The sequence below is a fragment of the Curtobacterium sp. ISL-83 genome, from assembly GCF_018613895.1.
In the GTDB taxonomy this organism is placed as follows: Bacteria; Actinomycetota; Actinomycetes; order Actinomycetales; family Microbacteriaceae; genus Curtobacterium.
Map to the genome: position 1 here is coordinate 219,055 of NZ_JAGGPH010000013.1, position 20,950 is coordinate 240,004.

General features: G+C 69.6%; 19 protein-coding genes. 11 read left to right on the top strand and 8 right to left on the bottom strand.

Annotation, left to right across the window (positions count from 1 at the left end; translation table 11 throughout):
• Positions 1–64: 64 nt before the first annotated feature.
• The 4 genes from J7E22_RS13730 to J7E22_RS13745 all read left to right on the top strand — a co-directional run bounded on the left by J7E22_RS13730 (position 65) and on the right by J7E22_RS13745 (position 5,426).
• A complete protein-coding gene (locus J7E22_RS13730; protein WP_214982373.1) occupies positions 65–2,047 on the top strand; it encodes a glycoside hydrolase family 127 protein in 1,983 nt (660 codons plus the stop codon).
• Positions 2,048–2,051: 4 nt separating this feature from the next.
• Positions 2,052–3,359: a sugar ABC transporter substrate-binding protein gene (locus tag J7E22_RS13735; RefSeq protein ID WP_214982374.1), complete on the top strand. Its 1,308-nt coding sequence runs from the start codon at positions 2,052–2,054 to the stop codon at positions 3,357–3,359.
• A 166-nt stretch (positions 3,360–3,525) separates the two neighbouring features.
• The gene (locus J7E22_RS13740) at positions 3,526–4,479 is read left to right on the top strand and encodes a carbohydrate ABC transporter permease (RefSeq protein WP_214982375.1); all 954 of its coding nucleotides are present in this window, start codon (positions 3,526–3,528) and stop codon (positions 4,477–4,479) included.
• 2 nt (positions 4,480–4,481) lie between these two features.
• Positions 4,482–5,426 carry a carbohydrate ABC transporter permease gene (locus tag J7E22_RS13745; protein ID WP_214982376.1) on the top strand — a complete coding sequence of 315 codons (945 nt, stop codon included), beginning with the start codon at positions 4,482–4,484 and terminating at the stop codon, positions 5,424–5,426.
• Between the two features lie 174 nt (positions 5,427–5,600).
• Here J7E22_RS13745 and J7E22_RS13750 read toward each other — a convergent pair whose 3' ends face one another.
• Positions 5,601–6,641, bottom strand: coding sequence for a substrate-binding domain-containing protein (locus tag J7E22_RS13750; RefSeq protein ID WP_214982377.1), 1,041 nt, complete (start codon positions 6,639–6,641; stop codon positions 5,601–5,603).
• Positions 6,642–6,824: 183 nt separating this feature from the next.
• Between J7E22_RS13750 and chvE the strand changes: the two genes are divergently transcribed.
• From chvE to mmsB, 3 genes are all read left to right on the top strand, one after another.
• Positions 6,825–7,955, top strand: a complete 1,131-nt coding sequence (gene chvE, locus J7E22_RS13755; protein ID WP_214982378.1) for a multiple monosaccharide ABC transporter substrate-binding protein — start codon at positions 6,825–6,827, stop codon at positions 7,953–7,955.
• A gap of 147 nt (positions 7,956–8,102) precedes the next feature.
• The gene (gene mmsA, locus J7E22_RS13760) at positions 8,103–9,653 is read left to right on the top strand and encodes a multiple monosaccharide ABC transporter ATP-binding protein (protein ID WP_214982379.1); all 1,551 of its coding nucleotides are present in this window, start codon (positions 8,103–8,105) and stop codon (positions 9,651–9,653) included.
• Positions 9,640–10,821, top strand: coding sequence for a multiple monosaccharide ABC transporter permease (mmsB, locus tag J7E22_RS13765; protein ID WP_214982380.1), 1,182 nt, complete (start codon positions 9,640–9,642; stop codon positions 10,819–10,821). The genes mmsA and mmsB overlap by 14 nt, the downstream gene beginning before the upstream one ends.
• A gap of 124 nt (positions 10,822–10,945) precedes the next feature.
• On the opposite strand, the gene J7E22_RS13770 is transcribed toward mmsB, so the two are convergent.
• Positions 10,946–12,241 carry an alpha-amylase family glycosyl hydrolase gene (locus J7E22_RS13770; RefSeq protein WP_251009171.1) on the bottom strand — a complete coding sequence of 432 codons (1,296 nt, stop codon included), beginning with the start codon at positions 12,239–12,241 and terminating at the stop codon, positions 10,946–10,948.
• Positions 12,242–12,365: 124 nt separating this feature from the next.
• Between J7E22_RS13770 and J7E22_RS13775 the strand changes: the two genes are divergently transcribed.
• Entirely contained in the window at positions 12,366–12,764 is a 399-nt protein-coding gene (locus J7E22_RS13775) for a DUF3253 domain-containing protein (protein WP_214982382.1), read from the top strand.
• 20 nt (positions 12,765–12,784) lie between these two features.
• Here J7E22_RS13775 and J7E22_RS13780 read toward each other — a convergent pair whose 3' ends face one another.
• Together J7E22_RS13780 and J7E22_RS13785 are read right to left on the bottom strand one after the other, a co-directional pair.
• Positions 12,785–13,183 carry a hypothetical protein gene (locus tag J7E22_RS13780; RefSeq protein ID WP_214982383.1) on the bottom strand — a complete coding sequence of 133 codons (399 nt, stop codon included), beginning with the start codon at positions 13,181–13,183 and terminating at the stop codon, positions 12,785–12,787.
• Entirely contained in the window at positions 13,183–13,776 is a 594-nt protein-coding gene (locus tag J7E22_RS13785) for a nucleotidyltransferase domain-containing protein (RefSeq protein ID WP_214982384.1), read from the bottom strand. The genes J7E22_RS13780 and J7E22_RS13785 overlap by 1 nt, the downstream gene beginning before the upstream one ends.
• Positions 13,777–13,895: 119 nt before the next feature.
• On the opposite strand from J7E22_RS13785, the gene J7E22_RS13790 reads away from it, so the two are divergent.
• The 3 genes from J7E22_RS13790 (at position 13,896) to J7E22_RS13800 (ending at position 15,509) form a co-directional block, all read left to right on the top strand.
• On the top strand, positions 13,896–14,207 hold the full coding sequence (locus tag J7E22_RS13790; protein WP_214982385.1) for a biopolymer transporter Tol: 312 nt from the start codon (positions 13,896–13,898) through the stop codon (positions 14,205–14,207).
• On the top strand, positions 14,204–14,653 hold the full coding sequence (locus tag J7E22_RS13795; protein WP_214982386.1) for a hypothetical protein: 450 nt from the start codon (positions 14,204–14,206) through the stop codon (positions 14,651–14,653). The genes J7E22_RS13790 and J7E22_RS13795 overlap by 4 nt, the downstream gene beginning before the upstream one ends.
• A gap of 88 nt (positions 14,654–14,741) precedes the next feature.
• Entirely contained in the window at positions 14,742–15,509 is a 768-nt protein-coding gene (locus tag J7E22_RS13800; protein WP_214982387.1) for an SGNH/GDSL hydrolase family protein, read from the top strand.
• 24 nt (positions 15,510–15,533) lie between these two features.
• Here J7E22_RS13800 and J7E22_RS13805 read toward each other — a convergent pair whose 3' ends face one another.
• The 4 genes from J7E22_RS13805 to J7E22_RS13820 all read right to left on the bottom strand — a co-directional run bounded on the left by J7E22_RS13805 (position 15,534) and on the right by J7E22_RS13820 (position 20,728).
• Entirely contained in the window at positions 15,534–17,363 is a 1,830-nt protein-coding gene (locus tag J7E22_RS13805) for a beta-galactosidase family protein (RefSeq protein ID WP_214982388.1), read from the bottom strand.
• Positions 17,364–17,438: 75 nt separating this feature from the next.
• On the bottom strand, positions 17,439–18,773 hold the full coding sequence (locus J7E22_RS13810; RefSeq protein WP_214982389.1) for a sugar ABC transporter substrate-binding protein: 1,335 nt from the start codon (positions 18,771–18,773) through the stop codon (positions 17,439–17,441).
• A gap of 48 nt (positions 18,774–18,821) precedes the next feature.
• A complete protein-coding gene (locus J7E22_RS13815) occupies positions 18,822–19,793 on the bottom strand; it encodes a carbohydrate ABC transporter permease (RefSeq protein ID WP_214982390.1) in 972 nt (323 codons plus the stop codon).
• Positions 19,790–20,728: a carbohydrate ABC transporter permease gene (locus J7E22_RS13820; RefSeq protein WP_214982391.1), complete on the bottom strand. Its 939-nt coding sequence runs from the start codon at positions 20,726–20,728 to the stop codon at positions 19,790–19,792. The genes J7E22_RS13815 and J7E22_RS13820 overlap by 4 nt, the downstream gene beginning before the upstream one ends.
• Between the last annotated feature and the right edge of the window lie 222 nt (positions 20,729–20,950).

Sequence of the window (20,950 nt, forward strand, 5' to 3'; positions counted from 1 at the left end):
CGAAGCTTGGTCCTCCACCGACGGAGGCTTCGGCAAGGGGACAGTCACATCGCAAGGAGGCGACATGACCACCACGCTCGCGACGGACAGCCGCGCACAGACCGCGACCCCGGTCCTCCCGACCGCCGACGCGCACCTCACGCTCCGTCCCCTGCCCACCGGGGATGCCCGCATCACCGGCGGCTTCTGGGCGCTCCGACAGGAGCGCAACGGCCGCGACGCGATCCGCGGCGCCCACGAGCTGCTCGAGACGGCGGGCAACTTCCGGAACCTCCGGATCGCCGCGGGGCTCGAAACGGGCGAGGCCACCGGCCCGATCTTCATGGACTCCGACGTGACCAAGTGGCTCGAGGCGGTGGCGTGGGAGTACGGACGCGCTCCGTCCGAGGACCTGCTCGAGCTCCAGCGCGAGGTCACCGCCCTGTACGCCCAGGCGCAGGCAGACGACGGCTACCTCGACTCCGTGCAGCAGGTCCGCGGGAAGGGCGAGCGGTACACGGACCTGAAGTGGAGCCACGAGCTGTACTGCGCCGGGCACCTGTACCAGGCCGCCGTGGCGCAGCACCGTGCGACCGGCGACACCGGACTGCTCGACGTCGCGATCAAGAACGCGGACCACCTGGTGCGGACGTTCGGCGACGGCGACGGCAAGAAGACCGACATCGACGGCCACCCCGTCGTCGAGATGGGGCTCGTGGAGCTCTACCGCGAGACCGGCAACCGCGACTACCTCGACCTGGCGCACTGGTTCGTCGACGCCCGCGGGCACGGCATCATCGAGCGGGCCGGCGGCGAACCGACGTACTTCTCCGACCGGGTGCCGAGCCGCGAGGCCACGACCGTCGAAGGCCACGCCGTCCGTGCCGTGTACCTGGCGTCGGGAGCGGTGGACGTCGCGATCGAGACAGGCGACACCGAGCTCCTGGCAGCCAGCGAGCGGCAGTTCGCCGACATGATGGCGACGAAGGCGTTCATCACCGGTGGCCTCGGGGCCCGCTGGGACTGGGAGGCCTTCGGCGACCCGTACGAGCTCCCGACGGACCGCGGCTACGCCGAGACCTGCGCCGCGATCGGTGGGATCCAGTGGGCATGGCGTCTGCTGCTCGCCACCGGGAAGCCCGTGTACGCGGACGCCATCGAGCGGCTGCTGTACAACGCGTTCCTCGCGGGCGTCAGCCTGGGCGGCACCGAGTACTTCTACGTGAACCCCCTGCAGCAGCGCGACCACGCCCACCAGGACGAGAACCGCTCCCCCGCCCACGGGCGCCGCGGGTGGTTCGACTGCGCCTGCTGCCCGCCGAACATCATGCGGACCTTCGCCAGCCTGGACGGCTACCTGGCGACCGCGACCGACGGCGGCCTGCAGGTCCACCAGTACGCGACGGCATCGCTCGGAGCGGTCGACGTCCAGACCGGGTACCCGCACGACGGCCGCGTGGTCGTCACGGTCACCGAGGACGGCCCGCTCGCCCTGGGCCTGCGGATCCCGGCGTGGTCGGACGTCACGACCGTGGACGGTCCGGACGGGCAGGAGCACCCCGCTGCCGGCACGGTGCACGTCATCGACCGGGAGTGGTCGGCGGGCGACACCGTCGAGCTCACCTTCGACACGACGCCGCACCGCTTCGTCGCGGACAGCAGGATCGACGCTGCGCGCGGCCAGGTCGCGATCGAGCGCGGTCCGTTGGTCTACGCGGTCGAGCAGGCGGACCAGCAGGGCTTCACGGTCGACGACCTGGTGGTCGACGTGGACGCGCCGATCACCGAGGAGCGTCGCGACGACCTGCTCGACGGCATCGTCACGCTGCGGATCCAGGGCCGCGCCCCCGCCGAGCACGAGCAGCCAGCATGGCCGTACCGCCGGATCGACGGTGGGCGGCCGGGAGGCACGACCAACGCTGGTACCGCGACCAGCGTCGACGACGCGGCCGGCCCCGGCGACGCAAGTACGGGCCTCCAGACCGTCACCGCGACCGCGGTGCCGTACTACGCCTGGGCGAACCGCGGAGCCGCGCCGATGCGCGTCTGGCTCCCGCTGGCGCGGTGACGTCATGGACCGCAGAGCGTTCCTCGCCGGCGGGCTCGCCGGCGGTGCGGCCCTCGCCCTGGCGGGGTGCGCCGGCACCCTGCCCAAGGTCGACGCGAAGGCGGCGAGCTTCGGCCGCAGTGCGACCGGCACCGTGCACGTCTGGTGCCGCGCGGCGACGCAGGCCGGACTCACCGCCGCGGTCGCCGGGTTCAACAAGGCGAACCCGAAGCTGCAGGTCGAACTGACGCCGGTGCCCGACGGCCAGTACGTCACGAAGCTCGCGACCGCGATCCGCGGTGGGGAGCCGCCGGACGTGGTGGACATCGACGACATCAACTCGCAGCTGTTCATCTTCCGCGAGGCGTTCGCCGACCTGACCGACGTCGTGAAGGGGCTGGACTACTTCGACCAGATCTCCTCTGGCCACCTCCGGCTGCTCGAGTACCGGAACCGGTACTACGGGTTGCCGTACCTGGCGGACAACTCGCAGCTCTTCGTCAACACCGAGTTGTTCGAGCGGGCGGGCCTGGACGTCGACGAGTCCACGAAGGACCTGTCGACCCTGCTGCACGCGGCGAAGGCGATCCGGAAGACCGGCGACGACGTCTACGGCTGGTCACTCCCCGGCAACTCGGCGGGGATCATCGGGTTCGTCACCCAGCCGCACGTCTGGGCCACGGGGACGGACATGATGAGCGGCGGGGTCGGCTCGCAGCACGCGAACATCACCGGGAACGACGCCCTCGAACGGATGCTCGAGTTCTACCGGCAGCTGTGGAAGGACGGGGTCCTCGCGAAGGGGTCCTTCGCGGACGCCGGCACGACGTGGGGCGCCGACTTCCGGGCCGGCAAGGTCGGCATCTTCCCGACGTCATACGGTGCGACCGTGCCCGCGGCGACGAAGGCGATGCGGGCGAGGATGCGGACGGTGCTCATCCCGTCGTGGGACGGCAAGCGGTCGTTCTTCGACGGCGGCGACAACATGTGCATCCCGAACGGGGCGGCGAACCCGTCCGGCGGCTGGGCGTTCATGCAGTACGCGAACGGGCTCCAGCAGCAGCAGGCGCTGCCGGACGGGGGCTACTTCCCCACCCGGTCCGACGCGGCCACGCCGGCATACCGGAAGAAGTACCCGCTCGCGTTCGGTCCCCTCGACGCGCTCGACAAGGGCTACGCGCCGCAGACCCTGGCGTACAACCTGCTCGTCAACCAGCCCTCGTCGCCGTACTTCGCGATGTTCCGCGAGGCCGTGTACGGCTCGGGCACGAAGGCCGCGATGCAGACCGCCCAGGCGGACTACGCGCGCATCCTCGACCAGGTCCAGGCCTGATCCTCCCGCTCCACCGTCGTCCGTCCGCAGCGCCGTCGCGACGCAGACCATCGCCCGGCTCGTCGCCAGGCTCGTCGCCCAGCCCGTTGCCCGGCTCGTTGCCCGGCTCGTCTCCCAACCCGTTGCCCAACTCGTTGCCCAGCTCGTTGCACAGAGAGGTGCACGCATGTCGACCATCTCCACCCGGCGCCCGGCCCCCAGCCGGACCGGCGCAGGACGGCGGCCCCTCGGCCGCTCGGCCCCGCCCCGCAACTCGCTCACGCACCCACCCCGCACGGGCGCGCTGCTCGTCACCCCGGCGATCCTGTTCGTCGCGGTGTTCGTCCTGGCCCCGCTGGTGTTCGCGCTCTACATCTCGTTCACGAACTGGCCCCTGATCGGCCCGTACCGGTTCATCGGGCTGCAGAACTACCTGACCCTGTTCCAGGACCCGACGTTCGTGCACGCCATCGGGTACACGCTGCTGTACACGGCGATCGTGACGCTGCCGATCCTGGTGCTCGGGTACTTCCTGGCGGTGCTCGTCCGGGCCCGTCGGCGTGGGAGCACCCTGCTGCGGACGGTGTTCTTCCTGCCGTACGTCGTCGGGCTGACGACGCTGTCGTTCATGCTGGTGCTCGAAGCGCAGCCGAACTCCGGCGCCGTGAACATCCTCCTCAAGGGGCTCGGCATCACCGACGGCAGCACGGCGTGGCTCGTCAACGGGCCGCTCGCGACGTTGCTGATCTGCGTCCTGGTGGTCTGGGCCGTGTCCGGTCTGACGATGGTGCTGCTCATGTCCGCGATGCAGGGCGTGCCGGACGAGGTCTACGAGTCCGCGCAGCTCGAGGGTGCCTCGTGGTGGCAGACGGAGCGGATGATCACGTTCCCGATGATCCGGTCGACGGTGGCGCTGAGCGTGATCATCTCGGTGATCGGGTCCCTGCTGGCGTTCAACCAGTTCTACATCCTGACCCAGGGTGGCCCGGGTACCGAGACCACCACCATCGTCAACGCCATCTACAACCGCGGGTTCGTGAACCTGCAGCTCGGCGCCGCCACCGCGGAGTCGATCGCCCTCGTCATCGTCATCGCCGCCGTCACGGTGTTCCAGTTCTGGGCACTGCGAGAGAAGGACTGAGCATGAGCACCACGACGACCCGCGCGGGCCTCGCGCCGGACCTGACCACCCGCGCCGTGACGACCGGCGGCGGGAAGCGCCGCCACCACCAGGGCAGCGTCCGGCATCCGCGCGACACCGCCGTCAAGCGCACCCTGTACGTGGTCGCCGGCGTCGGCGGGGTGGTCGTGTTCGCGGTCCCGCTGATCTGGTCGATCCTGCGGGCGTTCCAGTCCGAGGCCGTGATCACCGCGGCGCCCGACCCCGCGACGTTCTTCCAGCTCGGGTGGCAGAACTTCGCCGCGGTGTTCAGCCAGTCGTCGCACCTGCTCACCGGTCTGTTCAACTCGATCATCGTGTCGGTGTCCACCGCCGTCCTCACCGCGGTGATCGCCACGATGGCCGGCTACGGGTTCGCCCGGTTCCGGTTCCGTGGTTCCGGGCTGGTGTTCGGCTTGGTGCTGCTGACGATGATGGTGCCGTTCCAGGCGATCCTGACGCCGCTGTACCTCGAGATGAACGCCATGAAGCTCACGAACTCGCTCGTCGGGCTCGTGCTGTTCTACACGACGGTCAACCTGCCGTTCGGGGTGTTCGTGATGCGGAACGCGTTCGAGTCGATCCCCACCGAGCTCGAGGACTCCGCGTTCGTCGACGGCGCCTCGCGCTTCCGGGTCGTCGTGTCGGTGCTCCGCCCGCTGCTCCTGCCGGGGGTCGCGACCGCGGCGCTCTACGCGTTCCTGGCGTCGTGGACGGAGTTCCTCGGGGCGCTGACGTTCCTCACGAAGGACTCGCTGTACACGCTGCCGGTGGCACTGCTCAACCTGCAGACCGGTGCGTACGGGCAGGTGTCGTACGGCAACCTCGTCGCGGGGTCCGTCGTGGCGATGATCCCGTGCATCGCGCTCTACGTCGGGCTGCAGCGGTTCTACGTGGCCGGGCTCTCGTCGGGCGCGCTGAAGGGCTGACCCGCCGCGGCGCACGCGACGCACGGTGCGGGGTCCTCCAGCCCGTGCGGGGTTGATCGCTCGGTGCGCGGTCACGGACCCGCACCAGCCGATCAACCTCGCACCAGGCACCCGCGGCCGACAGGCCGCAGCGCGGCGGGCGCCGCGCGGCCGGGGCGCGCGGCGCAGCGCGGCTCACGCGGAGCGGCGGACCACCAGCTCGGGCTGCAGGAGCGAGTCGTCGAGCGGAGCACCCTCGACCAACGCCCGCGCCGACGCGAGCACCCGCTCCCCCATCGCCATGAAGTCCTGCCGCACGGTGGTGAGCGGCGGCGTGAAGTGCGCGGCCTCCGGGATGTCGTCGAAGCCCACGACCGCGATGTCGTCCGGTACCCGGAGCCCTTCGTCGGTGAACGCGTGCAGCACCCCGAGCGCCATCTGGTCGTTCCCGGCGAACACGGCGTCCACCACCGAGACGTCGATGGAGCGCGCCGCCGCGAACCCGCTCGACGGGGTCCAGTCGCCCTCGAGCACGACCGGTTCGAGACCGGCCTCGTGCATGAGTCGCACGTAGGTGGCACGGCGCACCTCGGACTCCTGCGACACGTGCGGTCCGGCGATGTGCACGATCCGTCGGTGCCCGCGGTCGAACAGGTGCCGCATCGCCAGCGTGGCACCGGCGGCCTGGTCGATCGCGACGGCCGCGACCTTCGGCGCGACGGGCGCCCGCGCGGCGTCGCGCTGCACGGCGTTCGACACGACCACGGGCACGGTGACGGGGACGGTCAAGGACGCGAGGGCGTCGAGGACCCGGTTGTCGGCAGCCACCAGGACGACCGCGGCGACGTCCTGCGCGAGCAGCGACGTGAGGCCGCTCGACAGGTCAGCCGGGCTCGGGTCGTCGGGAAGCGTCGACAGCAGCACGTGGTAGCCGGCGGTCCGGGCGGCGCGTTCGAACCCGATCGCAGTGCTCGACGGGCCGTACAGCGCATCGCCGGTGGTGACCAGGCCGAGGGCCTTGCTGCGGCCACCAGCGAGTGCCCGGGCGGCGGCGCGCGGCCGGTACCCGAGCGCCGCGACGGCGTCGGTCACCTGCGCGCGGTACTGCTCCCGCACCGTCGGGTCGCCGTTGATCACCCGCGACACGGTCTGGTGCGAGACCCCCGCGCGTTCGGCCACGTCGAAGATCGTGGGTGCCTTGCGGCCCTTGCCCCCGCGGGCCGTCGTGGTCGTCACGTCGCAACCGTACCTCCCACGCGCGATCCCGCAGCAACATCCCGATTCGGTCACGACGAGTTGACACGCCGTCATGGAACCCACAAGATGTGAGCGCTCACTTGAGCACCATCCCCCCGGGGCACAGCAGCCCCAGCACCCCAGCGCGTCGGTGTCGACGCGCGAGGAACAAGAGGAACTTCGATGATGAAGCGCAAGATCGTCGTGGGCGTCGCCGCCCTCGGCCTCGCCATCTCCCTCGCCGCCTGCTCCGGCGGTGGCCGCGCCTCCACCAGCGGTGGCGGCAGCAGCACGGACAACAAGGGCGCCCTGATCGGCGTCGCGATGCCGACCAAGGTCTCCGAGCGGTGGATCAAGGACGGCAACGCCGTCAAGAGCGACCTGGAGGCCAAGGGCTACAAGGTCGACCTCGAGTACGCCGACAACAAGATCCCGCAGCAGGTCCAGCAGGTCAGCAACATGATCACGAAGGGCGCGAAGGTCCTCATCGTCGCGTCCATCGACGGTGGTTCGCTGTCCGACCAGCTCGACTCCGCCGCGAAGGCCGGCATCAAGGTCATCTCGTACGACCGTCTGCTCACGGGCAACAAGAACGTCGACTACTACGTGTCGTTCGACAACTACAAGGTGGGCGTCGACCAGGCGAACTCCCTGCTGACCGGCCTCGGCATCCTCGACGCGAACGGCAAGAAGACCGGCAAGAAGGGTCCGTTCAACATCGAGGTGTTCGCCGGCTCGCCCGACGACAACAACGCCACGTTCTTCTTCAACGGCGCGATGGACACCCTGAAGCCGTACCTGGCCGACGGCACCATCAAGATCGGCTCCGGCCAGAACGGCTTCACGCAGGCCGCCACGCTGCAGTGGGACCCGGCGACCGCCAAGGCCCGCATGCAGAACCTCGTCGCGAAGTCGTACTCCGGTGGCACCACGCTGAACGGCGTGCTCTCCCCGTACGACGGCATGTCGATCGGCATCATCTCGGCCCTGCAGGGCGCCGGCTACGGCACCTCGTCGCGTCCGCTCCCGACCGTGACCGGTCAGGACGCCGAGGCCGCGTCGGTCAAGTCGATCATCGCGGGCCAGCAGTACTCGACCATCTACAAGGACACGCGCCAGCTCGCGACCGAGTCCGTCACGATGGCCGATGACCTGCTGACGGGCAAGAAGCCGTCGGTCAACGACACGAAGAGCTACAACAACAAGGTCAAGGTCGTCCCGACCTACCTGTTCCAGCCGACGGTCGTGACGAAGGACAACTACAAGAAGGTCCTCGTCGACTCCGGCTACTACAAGGAGTCCGACCTCAAGTAGGTCGCAACCCCCTGACGGACTGGAGGCGCGGTGCCACCCCGCACCGCGCCTCCAGTCCGTCAGTCCCCTGATCACCCATTCGCTGGCGACGCTCTCGCGTCGCCCGCCATCAGCGCGCCGTTCCGGCGCCCAACGGAAGGCGGTCCCGTGGCGGACACCATCCTCGAGATGCGCGACATCACGAAGACGTTCCCCGGCGTCAAGGCGCTGCAGGACGTCACGATCGAGGTCGAACGCGGTCAGGTCCACGCGATCTGCGGCGAGAACGGCGCGGGCAAGTCCACGCTCATGAAGGTGCTGTCGGGCGTGTACCCGCACGGCACCTTCGAGGGCGAGATCCTGCTCGACGGCACGCCCGTGAAGTTCTCGGACATCAACGACTCCGAGGCCTCGGGCGTCGTCATCATCCACCAGGAGCTGGCCCTCAGCCCGTTCCTGTCGATCGCCGAGAACATCTTCCTCGGCAACGAGCGCGCCAAGGGCGGCTTGATCGACTGGAACCAGACGAACCTCGAGGCGGCGGCGCTGCTCAAGCGCGTCGGGCTCAAGGACAACCCGATCACGAAGATCGTGGACATCGGCGTCGGCAAGCAGCAGCTCGTCGAGATCGCGAAGGCGCTCTCGAAGGAGGTCAAGCTCCTCATCCTCGACGAGCCGACCGCCGCGCTGAACGACGACGACTCGGCGCACCTGCTCGAGCTGATCCGCACGCTGCAAGCCGAGGGCATGACGGCGATCATCATCAGCCACAAGCTCAACGAGATCAAGGCGATCGCCGACAAGGTCACGATCATCCGCGACGGCCAGACCATCGAGACCCTCGACATGCATGCCGGCGAGGTCACCGAGGACCGGATCATCCGCGGCATGGTCGGCCGCGACCTGTCCAACCGGTACCCGGAACACGAGTCGAACATCGGCGAGGAACTCCTCCGCATCGAGGACTGGACCGTCCACCACCCGCTCGACGCGTCTCGCGAGATCATCCACCAGGCCAACCTGAACGTCCGCGCCGGCGAGATCGTCGGCATCGCGGGTCTGATGGGCGCTGGTCGCACCGAGCTGGCGATGAGCGTCTTCGGGCACTCGTACGGCACGGGCATCAGCGGCACCGTGTACAAGCGCGGCGTGCCGATCAAGACGAACACGGTCTCGGCCGCGATCGACAACGGCATCGCCTACGCCACCGAGGACCGGAAGCGCTACGGCCTGAACCTGATCGACGACATCAAGCGGAACATCTCCGGGTCGGCGCTCGGCAAGCTCGCCAACTGGGGCTTCGTGAACAGCTCCGAGGAGACGACGGTCGCCCGCCAGTTCCTCAAGAACATGAACATCAAGGCCCCGACGGTCAACGCCATCACGGGCAAGCTCTCCGGCGGCAACCAGCAGAAGGTCGTCCTGTCGAAGTGGATGTACGCCGACCCCGACGTGCTCATCCTCGACGAGCCGACCCGTGGCATCGACGTCGGTGCGAAGTACGAGATCTACACGATCATCAACGCGCTCGCAGACCAGGGGAAAGCGATCATCGTGATCTCCTCCGAGCTGCCCGAGCTGCTCGGCATCTGCGACCGCATCTACACCCTCTCCGAGGGCCGCATCACCGCGGACGTCCCCCGCTCCGAGGCGACGCCCGAGGTCCTCATGCAGTACATGACCCAGGAACGGGAGACACCAGTCAATGAACGCGCTTAAGTCCGCCGCCAGCTACCTCACCGGGCAGCTCCGACAGATCGGCCTGTTTATCGCGCTGATCGTCATCGTGATCTTCTTCCAGGCCACGACCGGCGGGATCACCCTCGCGCCGATCAACGTCTCGAACCTGATCGTCCAGAACAGCTACATCCTGATCCTCGCCATCGGCATGGTCATGGTCATCATCGCCGGCCACATCGACCTGTCCGTCGGGTCGGTCGTCGCCTTCACCGGCGCCATGGCCGGCGTGATGATCACCCAGTGGCACGTGCCGTGGCCGATCGCCGTGCTGCTCTGCCTGGTCATCGGCGCCCTCGTCGGTGCGTGGCAGGGCTTCTGGATCGCGTACTTCGGGATCCCGGCGTTCATCGTCACCCTGGCGGGCATGCTCGCCTTCCGTGGTGCAGCCCAGATCGCCCTGCAGAACCAGCAGATCTCGCCGTTCCCGGACGGGTTCCGCTCGCTCGGTTCGGGCTTCCTGCCGACCTTCGGGTCCTCGGGCTACGAGCCGCTGACGATGATCCTCGGGTTCGCCGCGGCCGCCGTGATGGCCGTCGTCGCGTTCCGTGGTCGTGCCACGCGTCGCAAGTACCAGCTCGAGAGCGAGCCCTTCGCCTGGTTCATCGTGAAGCTGGCGTTCGGCGTCGCGCTCGTGATCTACGTCGCGCTGCTGCTGGCGAGCTACAACGGCACGCCGATCGTCCTCGTGATCCTCGGTCTGCTCGTCGTCGTCTACTCGGTGATCATGCGGAGCGCCGTGTTCGGTCGGCACATCTACGCCATCGGTGGCAACGCCCTCGCGGCGCAGCTCTCCGGCGTCAAGACGAAGCGCGTCACGTTCCTGCTCTTCGTCAACATGGGCGTCATCTCCGCCCTCGCCGGCGTGGTGTTCACCGGCCAGCTCAACCTCGCCTCGCCGAGCGCGGGCAACGGCTTCGAGCTCGACGCCATCGCGGCCGTGTTCATCGGTGGCGCTGCCGTCACCGGCGGCATCGGGACGGTCCCCGGCGCCATCGTCGGTGGTCTCATCATCGGTCTGCTGAACAACGGCATGTCGATCCTCGGTGTCGGCACCGAGTTCCAGTCCCTGATCAAGGGCCTGGTGCTGCTCGCCGCCGTCGCGTTCGACGTGTTCAACAAGCGCCGAGCGGCTTCCGCCCGCAAGTAGCCGGCCCGGCCGGCCCCGCCCGGCTCGCCCCCGAAGCCCGAGACTCGGGCTGAGCGACGTACCACGTGCCTCCAGGCCCGAGGGCAGTCGCCCAGCCCGAGTCTCGTTGCGTTCGGCGCGGGTCTCAGGCCGTCAGGACGGCCCACCCGCCGGCCGGGAGGCGCAGGGTCCCGTCCCGCAGGTCGGCTCCGCCCGCCTCCACCCGCGTCGCGTCGGCCGCGGGCAGGTCGACCGGATCCGGTCCGAGGTTCAGGGCGGTCACCACGGCGGCGGAGTCCGTCGCCGTCCGCAGGACGATCGCGGTGTTCTCCAGGTGCACGACGTCGGTGTGGGCCCGGTGCAGCCAGGGGTGCCGGCGGCGCAGGGCGACGAGCGCCTCGTGCGCGTGGAACAGGTCGTCATCGGCGCCAGCACGCGCAGACGCCGGGTCCTCCGGGAACTCCGGACGGACCGCGTCGTCGCCGCCCTCCCGCGCCTCCTTCACACCCAGCCACCCGAACTCGTCGCCCGCCCACACCGACGGAGTGCCGGCGACCGTGAACAGGACGGCGGCGGCGTGACCGACGAACTCCGTGCCGACCGCACTGGCGATCCGGGTGACGTCGTGGTTGCCGATGAAGGTGCTCGGCACGAAGGTGGCGAGCAACTCGTCGTGGCGCTCGATCGCGTGGGCCAGCTCGTGGCAGTTCCGGTCGGCGATCCCGTGCCAGATGCCCTGCCAGAGCTCGTACTGCGTCAGCGAGTCCATCGTCGAGGCGCGCACGATCGCCGCGCCGTCACCGTGGATGACCTCGCCGCTGAACCACGCGTCCGGGAACCGTTCCCGCACCCGCGGGAGCACCCGCGCCCAGAACGCCGGGGGCACCGCGTAGGCGGCGTCGAGTCGCCACCCGTCCACTCCCCTGCCGAGCCAGTACGTCATCACCTCGACGACCAGGTCCTCCACCGCGGGACGGGTGTGGTCGAGGGCGACCAGGATGTCGTGCCCCTCGAACAGCTCGGACCGCACTCGCTCGCCCGGGTGCCAGCCGTCCCAGTCGACCCGGAACAGTTCCGCCGTCGGTGCATCGGGGCCCTCGGCGCCGAGCGCGCGGAACGCCGGGTGCTCCCGCCCGACGTGGTTGAACACCCCGTCGAGCAGGACCTGGACGCCCCGGTCGTGCGCGGCGGAGACCAGCCGGTCGAAGTCCGCTTCGTCGCCGAGTCGCGGGTCGATCCGGAAGTGGTCGGTGGTGTCGTACCCGTGCGACGACGACTCGAACACCGGACCGAGCATGAGTCCGTTCAGCCCGAGGGCCACGACGTGGTCGAGCCATCCGGCGATGCGGTCGAGGCGGTGTTCGACGGGTCGCTCCCCCACGGGAGTGCTCGGACGGACCTCGGCGCCGACGAAGCCGAGCGGGTAGACGTGCCACCACATGACGTGGGTGACCCACTCGGGCTCGTTCGGACGGGAGACAGCGGCTTCAGGAGTCACCGGTCCGATCGTGCCACCTGCACCTCCGCTGTGCGTGCACGTCCACGGTCGGCGGAGGATGGATGACATGGGACGAGCCATCCGCACCGAGGACGACGCCCGCCGACTCGAGGCGGAGCAGGCCGAGCGCACGTGCGCGTCGTGCGGTCGACGGATGCCGGACGCCGCCGGCCCGGACACCAAGTGGTGCTCGGCTGCGTGCCGCCGCCATGGTCTCGACGACACCGACCGCGCGCTCGAGCAGCGGATCGACGAGCTCCTGGACGCGCGCGCCCGCACGTCGAGCATCTGCCCGTCCGAGGTCGCGCGGTCGCTCGAGCCCGACGACTGGCGGCCGCTGATGGAGCCTGCTCGTCGCGCTGCCCGCCGGATGATGGCGCGCGGTGAGGTCGAGATCACGCAGGGCGGCAGTGTCGTCGACCCCTCGACCGCCAAGGGCCCCATCCGGATCCGTCGACCGCGCTGACCGACGACGGCCCCCGCGGGTCACAGCAGTTCGTCGAGCGTTCCGAGCAATCGCTCCAGAGCCCTCACGAGTCGGCGGGCCTGCTCCTGGGTGACGCGTGACGACGAGTACTGGAAGTTGGTCTTCTCGTCAGTCAGTCGCTTGAGGTGCAAGCCAGGTCGCCGGTCCGGCGCGCACGCCGTGTCGAGGAGCCTCCGTGCAGCAGCATGGTCCTCACCGACGTGGTGGTGGCCCAACACTGCTCCGCAGATCGCGTCCGAGGCCGCGATGCCACCCAGGACCGCGTTCGCCCCGGCCGCCTTCCACTCGGCGTGTTCGGTGGAATCCGTGCACATCTTCGCGAGTTCGAGGTACGACCGTGCCTCCTCGCCGCGCCGACGAACAGCGACGGAGTCCATGGCGCGGACTCGCGCTGGCATCAGAGCAGGGTCCTGATGTCCGAACCGTAGACAGTGCGCGCTTCCTCGCGCCAGGAACCCACGAGCGGATCGCCTTCACGGACGAACCGCAGGAGGTCCGCTCGCGTCACGTCGAACACCTGACACTCATTGCCGGTCCACCGTTCGACGAGCTCGCCGAGTTGCGTCACCGCATCGACGTCGACCGCTTCAGCGAACACGACCAGCAGATCGACGTCGGACGTCTCGGTGGCGTCGCCTCGGGCAACGGACCCGAAGAGCGATGCGGACAGGACGTCGAGGTCCTCGCGCTGTACGAACTCGGCGATCCTGCGCTCGAGTTCGTTGCCGGCGCCGAGTCCGAGCTCGACGGCCGGCCACAGGACATGCTCGCGATTTGCCCGGTAGGAGGAGTGCTGGAGTCCGCGTTCGACGCAGACGAGGCCGACCTGCTCCAACTTGTCGAGCGCACGCTTGATGCCCGTGTGCTGGTTGGCGCCCGCCACCCGGGCGACCTGTCGGCCGGTCATCCCGGTGTCCGTCCGCGCGAGCACGCGGAGCGCGTCGGCTTGGGTGGACCCCAGCAGGGTCGCAAGTGGTTGAGCGAGTTGCACGAGTACCTCCGCAAGGAGTGTACCGATTTCCGGTACACGTGTACTGCTTTTGTGCACACCGGTTACTCGTCGAGGCAAGACAGCGCGGGCCAGCCGACACGACCTGGCAGACTCGCACCATGCCTGCTGGGGAACCCGACGACCACTTCTTCGTGGTCGACGGCCGGCGTTGGCGCCGCACGGACCCGGCGCTGCCCGAGGACCTCGCGGCGGCGCTCCGGTCGCACCTCGGACGCGGTCGGAACGGGGTGAAGCAGGCGAAGCGGAACGGCGACGACACGGCCCTCGCGGCTGCCCGACACCGGAACGGTCTCGCGAAGCACGGTCTGGGTGAGCGCGGGCCGGAGTGGTGGACCCGCCCCGAGGCCGACCGCATCGCCGATGCACGACAGGCCTTGTCCGACCTCGACGCGCTCGACACCGCGCCGTGAGGACGATCCGTGCGCCCCGTTGGCAGCGCCGTCTCGAGCTGGGGGTCTCCGCGCTGCTCACCGTCATGGGGATCGGCCTCGGGCTCGCTGGTCGCTCGGAGGACGGGGGCGCAGGGGCCGTCATGGTGACGGTGGGTGCCCTCGTCGGCCTGCCGGGGATCGCCATGGTCCTCCGGTGGCGCGGAGTCGCCGTGCGGTTGTCGGACACGACGCTCCGGTACGACGGCTACTTGCTGTCGTGGCAGGCGCCCCGCGACGGCATCACGGTCGTCCTCGACGACGCGACCGTCGAGTGGCGGGACGGGTCCGGCGTGGAGCACCGTCGACAGCTGTGGCTGCTGACGCAGGCGTGGGAGGACGACGGCACCAGGTTCGCCCCGATCTGGCGCTGGCGACGGGAGGCGCTGCTCGCAGTGCGCGAGTGGGCGGGCGCACGCGCGGTCTGACCGCGGTACGCCTCGGCGGCGGCGGGCTGACGAGGACGCCCGCGTCCGCGCTCGACGCCCTGTCCGCCCGCGTGCCTACGATGGACGGGTGACCATCCCCGAGGACGCCCCGATCCGCTACGTCGCCCTGGGCGACAGCTTCTCCGAGGGCGTCGGCGACGAGGGGCCGGCGGCGCTGCTCGGGTGGACCGGGCGACTCGCCTCGGCACTGGCCGCGACCTCGGGGCGCCCGGTCTCGTTCGCGAACCTCGCCATCCGCGGACGGTTGCTCGACGGGGTGCTCGGCGAGCAGGTGGACCAGGCACTCGCCCTCGATCCGGAGCCCACGCTCGCCACCTTCTGCGCGGGCGGCAACGACCTGCTCCGGCCGTCCTTCGACATCCCGACCCTCATCGGGCGCCTCGGCGCCGCCGCGGATCGGTTCCGGGACCGCGGGATCCGCCTCGCGCTGGTGAGCCCCGCCGACCCGAGTGCACGACTCCCCCTGGGTCGCCTGATCAACCGTCGCGGGGACGCCTGGGCGACCGCGCTGGCCGAGCTCGCCACGGACCGGGGTCTGCCCTTCGTGGACGTCTCGCGCGACACGCAGCTCGGGCAGGCCGAGTTCTGGTCCACCGACCGCCTGCACATGAACGCGCTCGGACACCGACGGGTCGCGGCCCTGGCGCTCCGCGCGATCGCGGACGGTCCCGGCCCGGACGAGGCAGCGGCGCCCGGTGCCGCGCGCACGCGGCTCGCGGACGAGCTCCGGTACTACCGGGAGTACGTCGTGCCGTGGCTCGGGCGACGGATCACCCGCCGGTCCTCCGGCGACGGACGGACTGCCCCGTACCCGACGTGGACGCCCGTGTCCTGAGGCCCACCGAGCCGGGAGCCCCGGTCAGCCCTCGGTGTGCCCGAGGTCCGGCCGGGTGCGCAGGCACGCCGTGCGCGATGCCGACGCGTGCAGCTCGAACACGACGAGTTCGTTCTGCCCGACGCGCAGCACGGGGCCGGGGATCGCCAGGGTCTCCTGCGGCCCCCGGGACCAGTACCGGCCGAGGCAGAACCCGTTCACCCACGCGACGCCCTTCCGGAAGCCGTCCAGCGACAGGAAGCGGTCGTCGGTCGAGGTCAGCCCGAACGTCCCGGCCGCGAAGGCGGGGCCGGCCAGGGTGTCACCCGGCACGGGCTCGATCGCGCCGAGCACCTCGAGCGCACCGGTCGACACCGGGTCGAGGGCGAGCGGCGAGGCGCTCCAACGGCCCAGGGGCACACCGTCGATGGACACGCCGCCGATCAGCCCCTTCGGCTCGCCGATGCGTGGCCCGTAGTCGACCCGTCCCTGGTCTTCGACGAGCAGCTCGAGCGCGCCGGAGCCGGCCGGGAGAGTGATGGCGCGGTCGTGGTGTTCCCGTTCGAGCACCCCGACGACGACGCCGTCGAACGACACGACCGCACGGTCCCGGACCTCGGTGCCGATCGTGAGCACGCCGCCCGACGGCAACGCGACCTCGGTGCGGTAGAGCACGAAGCCCGAGGCCGCCCCGAGGGCGTCGAAGGTCGGAGGCTCGTGGTGCGTGGTCCAGTCCGTCACCGCTGGTAACAGGGCGGCCAGCGACGCGACGCGGTCGAGACGGACCGGGAGGTCCGTGGCGGGCGCCAGGGGCGCCTCCAGGCCGTCACCGAAATAGGCATACCCTTCAAGCGTTCCCGACCCACCCGGCTCCATGGGTGCCGGCAGCGGCGGCACGGCCGCGTAGCGGGCGATGACCGACCGGAAGGCGTGGAACTTCGCGGTGGGCCGCCCCGCCTCGTCCAGCGGTGCGTCGTAGTCGTACGACGTCGCGATCGGCCGGTACACGCCCTTGTCGTTCGCGCCGTTCGTGAAGCCGAAGTTCGTGCCGCCGTGGAACATGTAGACGTTCACGGAGCCACCAGCTGCGAGCAGGTCGTCGAGGTCCGACGCGCTGTCCGCTGCGGACGTCGTGTGGTGGTGCTCACCCCAGCTGTCGAACCAGCCGTCCCAGAACTCCGAGCACATCAGTGGCCCGGTCGGCTGCGCCTCGCGCAGGCGGGCCAGCCGTGCGACCGACCGGGATCCGAACGAGCCGGTCTTGTGCAGGGACGGCAGCGAACCGTCCTCGAGCATGGTGCCCATCGGCTGGTCGACGCTCGTGAAGGGCACCGTGAGACCGATGTCCCGGTGCATCTGCTCGAGCGCACGCAGGTACTCCGGGTCCGAGCCGTACGCGCCGTACTCGTTCTCGACCTGGACGAGCACGATCGGGCCGCCGTGGTCGATCTGCCGCGGCACGAGCACGGGCGCGAGCTGGTCGAGGTACCGCGACACCGCGCCCAGGAACTGGGGCTCGTTCCGCCGGACCCCCACGGCGCCGTCGGCGAAGAGCCAGTACGGCAGGCCGCCGTTGCTCCACTCGGCACAGATGTAGGGGCCGGGGCGGACGATGGCGTGCATGCCCTCCGCGGCGACGAGGTCGAGGAACCGTCCGAGGTCCAGGCCCCCGGTCAGGTCGAAGACGTCGGGAGCCGGCGCGTGCGCGTTCCAGGCGACGTAGGTCTCGATCGTGTTCAGGCCCATGAGCTTGGCCTTGCGGATGCGGTCCGCCCACAGGTCGGGGTGCACACGGAAGTAGTGGATCGCACCGGACAGGATCCGGTGCGGCTCGCCGTCGAGCAGGAAGTCGGTGTCGCCGATCGCGAAGCGCATGGGGTGACTCTTTCAGGGAGCGGGGCCGTGCGGAGGGTGTCCGCACGGCCCCGGGTTCAGGCAGGAGGCAGGGAACTACTTGGTCGAGACCGTGAAGCCCTGCTGCTTGCCGTACTTGACCAGGGCGTCCTGCCAGGCCTTGAGACCGGACTCGAGCGACGTGCCCTTCTCGTAGGACTGCCCGACGGTGTCCGCGTAGACGCTGTTCGCGTAGACCTGGTACGGCAGGTACGTGAAGCCGTTGTCCGAGGACTTCGACGCGTCGACCAGGACCTTGTTGATCTGCTGGCCGCCGAAGTAGGCCGGCTTCTGCTCCTGGAACGCCGAGGAGTTCAGGTCAGCGGTGGCCGACGGGAACCCGCCGGACTGCATGAAGACCTTCGTGGACTCCTTCGACGAGTTGAGCCACTTCAGGAAGCCCGCGGCGAGTGCCTGGTTCTTCGACTGCTTCATGACGACCTCGGAGCTGCCCCCGTTGTTCGCGGTCTGCGCGGTGCTGCCGTCGTACGTCGGCATCGGCGCGACGCGCCAGTCGCCCTCGGCGGCGGCGACGCTCGCCTCGAGGTTCCCGGGCATCCAGGCGCCGGTGATCAGCGTGGCGATCTGGCCGTTGCCGAGCTGCTTGTACCAGTCGTCGGTCCACCCGACGGTCTTCGACAGCAGGCCCTGCTCGACGAGCTGGTTCCAGGTGCTCGTCCACTTCTTGGTGCCGGCGTCGGCGAGGTTGACCGTCACCTTGTCGCCCTTGGTGGTGAACGGCGTGCCACCGGCCTGGGCGATCATGCTCGTGGTGAAGCCGGCGTCGCCGGAGTCCGCCGCGATGTAGCTGTTCGGGTCGGCCTGGTGCAGCTTCTTGGCGGCGGCGACGTACTCGTCCCACGTCTTCGGCACCGCGATGCCGTCCTTGTCGAACACCTTCTTGTTGTAGAACAGCGCCATGGGGCCGGAGTCCTGCGGCAGACCGTAGATCTTGCCGTTCATCGCGACCGAGTTCCACGTGCTGGCGGCGAACTTGCTCTTCAGGTCACCGAAGCCGTACGACGACAGGTCGAGCAGGGAGTCGGACAGGGCGAACTGCGGCAGCGCGTAGTACTCGACCTGGGCGACGTCGGGAGCCCCCGAGCCGGCCTTCACGGTGTTCTGCAGCTTCGTGTACTGGTCCGACCCGGTGCCGGCGTTGACCAGCTTGACGGTGACCTTCGGGTACTGCTTCTCGAACGCGGCGACCTGGTCCTTCGCGGACGGCGTCCACGACCAGTACGTGAGCGTGCCGCCCTTGGCGAGGGCCTTGTCGATGTCGGACGACGACCCGCCCGAGGACGATCCGCCGGACGCGCAGGCGGCGAGGGCGATGGTGGCGGTGACGCCGATGGCCAGGGCGCTGAGGCCCCGCCGGAGACGCTGGTGCATGGGTGTGCCTTTCACTTCTTCGTGTTGGGTTCGTGCTGCTGCGGGTGGTCAGGCCTTGACGGACCCGGCCGCGAGGCCGGACTGCCAGAAGCGCTGGAGGAAGAGGAACGCGACCACGATCGGGATGATCGTGAGGAGCGATCCGGTGACGACGAGGTTGTAGATCGGCTGCGCCCCGGAACCGGTGGCCTGCGCGTTCCACTGGTTGAGCCCGACGGTGAGCGGGTACCACTTCGGGTCGCTCAGCATGATGAGCGGCAGGAAGTAGTTGTTCCAGGTGGCGACGACGGCGAACAGCAGGACCGTGACGACACCGGGGGCGAGCAGGCGGAGCGCGATGGTGAAGAAGATCCGGAACTCCCCCGCGCCGTCCATGCGGGCGGCCTCGAGGAGCTCCGCCGGGATCGCGTCCACCGCGTAGGTCCAGATCAGGTACATCCCGAACGGGCTGATGAGCGACGGCAGGATGATCGCCCACGGGGTGTTCGTCAGCCCGACCTGCGAGAAGAGCAGGAACGTCGGGACGGCGAGGGCGGTCCCGGGTACCGCGATCGCACCGAGCACGACGGCGAAGACGGCGCGACGGCCGGGGAACTGGAACTTCGCCATGCCGTACCCCGCGACCGTGGCGAGCAGGGTCGCACCGCCCGCGCCGACCACGACGTAGAGCAGCGTGTTCCCGAACCACTGCAGGAAGATGCCGTCGTTGTAGGTCAGCGTGTCGACGATGTTCTGCCACAGGTTGAAGTGGCCGCCGAACCACAGACCGAAGGTCGACAGCAACGACGACTGCGTCTTCGTGCTGTTCACGAGCAGGTAGAACAGCGGTGCGAACGAGTACACGACGAACACGACCATGACCGCCGTCAGCAGTCCGGACCGCTTGATCCGGCGTCCGCCCTCGGCGTTGCGGACGCGTCGGGTCGGCCGGGAGGCGCGGCCCGAGCGGGTGCGCGCGTCGCCGAACGTCGTGGTCGCCTCCGTCACGGTGGCGCGTGCGGGGGTCTGCAGGGCGCTCATCGGTTCTCCTGGCGGGTTCCGCGGACCTGGACGACGTAGGCGATCACGGCGGTGATGACACCCATGACGATCGCGACCGTGGCGGAGTAGTTGAACTGCTGCCCGCTGAAGGACAGCGAGTAGGCGTACATGTTCGGGGTGAAGGCGCTGCCGATGACGTTCGGGGCGAGGGTCTTCAGCAGGTTCGGCTCGTTGAAGAGCTGGAAGCTGCCGATGATCGAGAAGATCGTCGCGATCACCATCGGGCCGCGGAGGGCGGGGAGCTTGATCGAGAAGACGGTGCGCATCGGGCCGGCGCCGTCGAGCTCGGCGGCCTCGTACAGGTCACCGGGCACGGTGCGGAGTGCGGCGTAGAAGATCAGCATGTTGTAGCCGAGGAACTCCCACGTGACCACGTTCCCGATCGAGGTCAGGACCCACGTCGGGCTGAACGGCTGCAGCAGGTCGATGCCGAGCGCGTGGTTCGCCGCCCCGGTCAGGCCGAACTGGTTGCCGTAGATGAAGCCCCAGATCAGCGCGGCCACGACACCGGGGACCGCGTACGGCAGGAACACCGCGATGCGGAAGAAGCTCGTTCCCCACAGCCGAGCGCTGTCCAGCGCGAGGGCGGCCACCAGGGCGAGGCCGAGCATGATCGGCACCTGGATGAGCAGGAACACCGCCACCCGGCCGAACCCGGCCCAGAACTTGGTGTCCTGGAAGAGCTGCACGTAGTTGGCGAACCAGACGAACTGGTTGCCGCCGATGAGCTGGTCGCGGAACAGGCTGAGCCACAGGGCGTAGCCGATCGGCACGATGAGCATCGCGACGAGGACGACGACGAACGGGCCGACGAAGAGCCAGCCGGTCCAGCGCCCCCGCGCTCTCAGGCGTCGGCGGGCGGGGCTCGGGGCGGGGGTGGCCGCCTCGGCCGGGCGCGCTGCGAGCGTGCTCATGTGACTCCTTCGTCGGGCTGCGTGCTGCTGCTTCGGGTCGTGCTGGGTTCGAGTCGTCCGCGTCAGCGGTGTTGCGGCCTGGAGAGGCATCGAGATGTTGACGTCAACATCGAACGTCGCGACGATAGCATGGCAACGTCAACATGCGCTAGCGTTCGGGCGGTGGGGGCGTTCCTGCTCCGCTGGACCCGAAGGAGCCGTCGTGACGACCGAGCTGTCGCC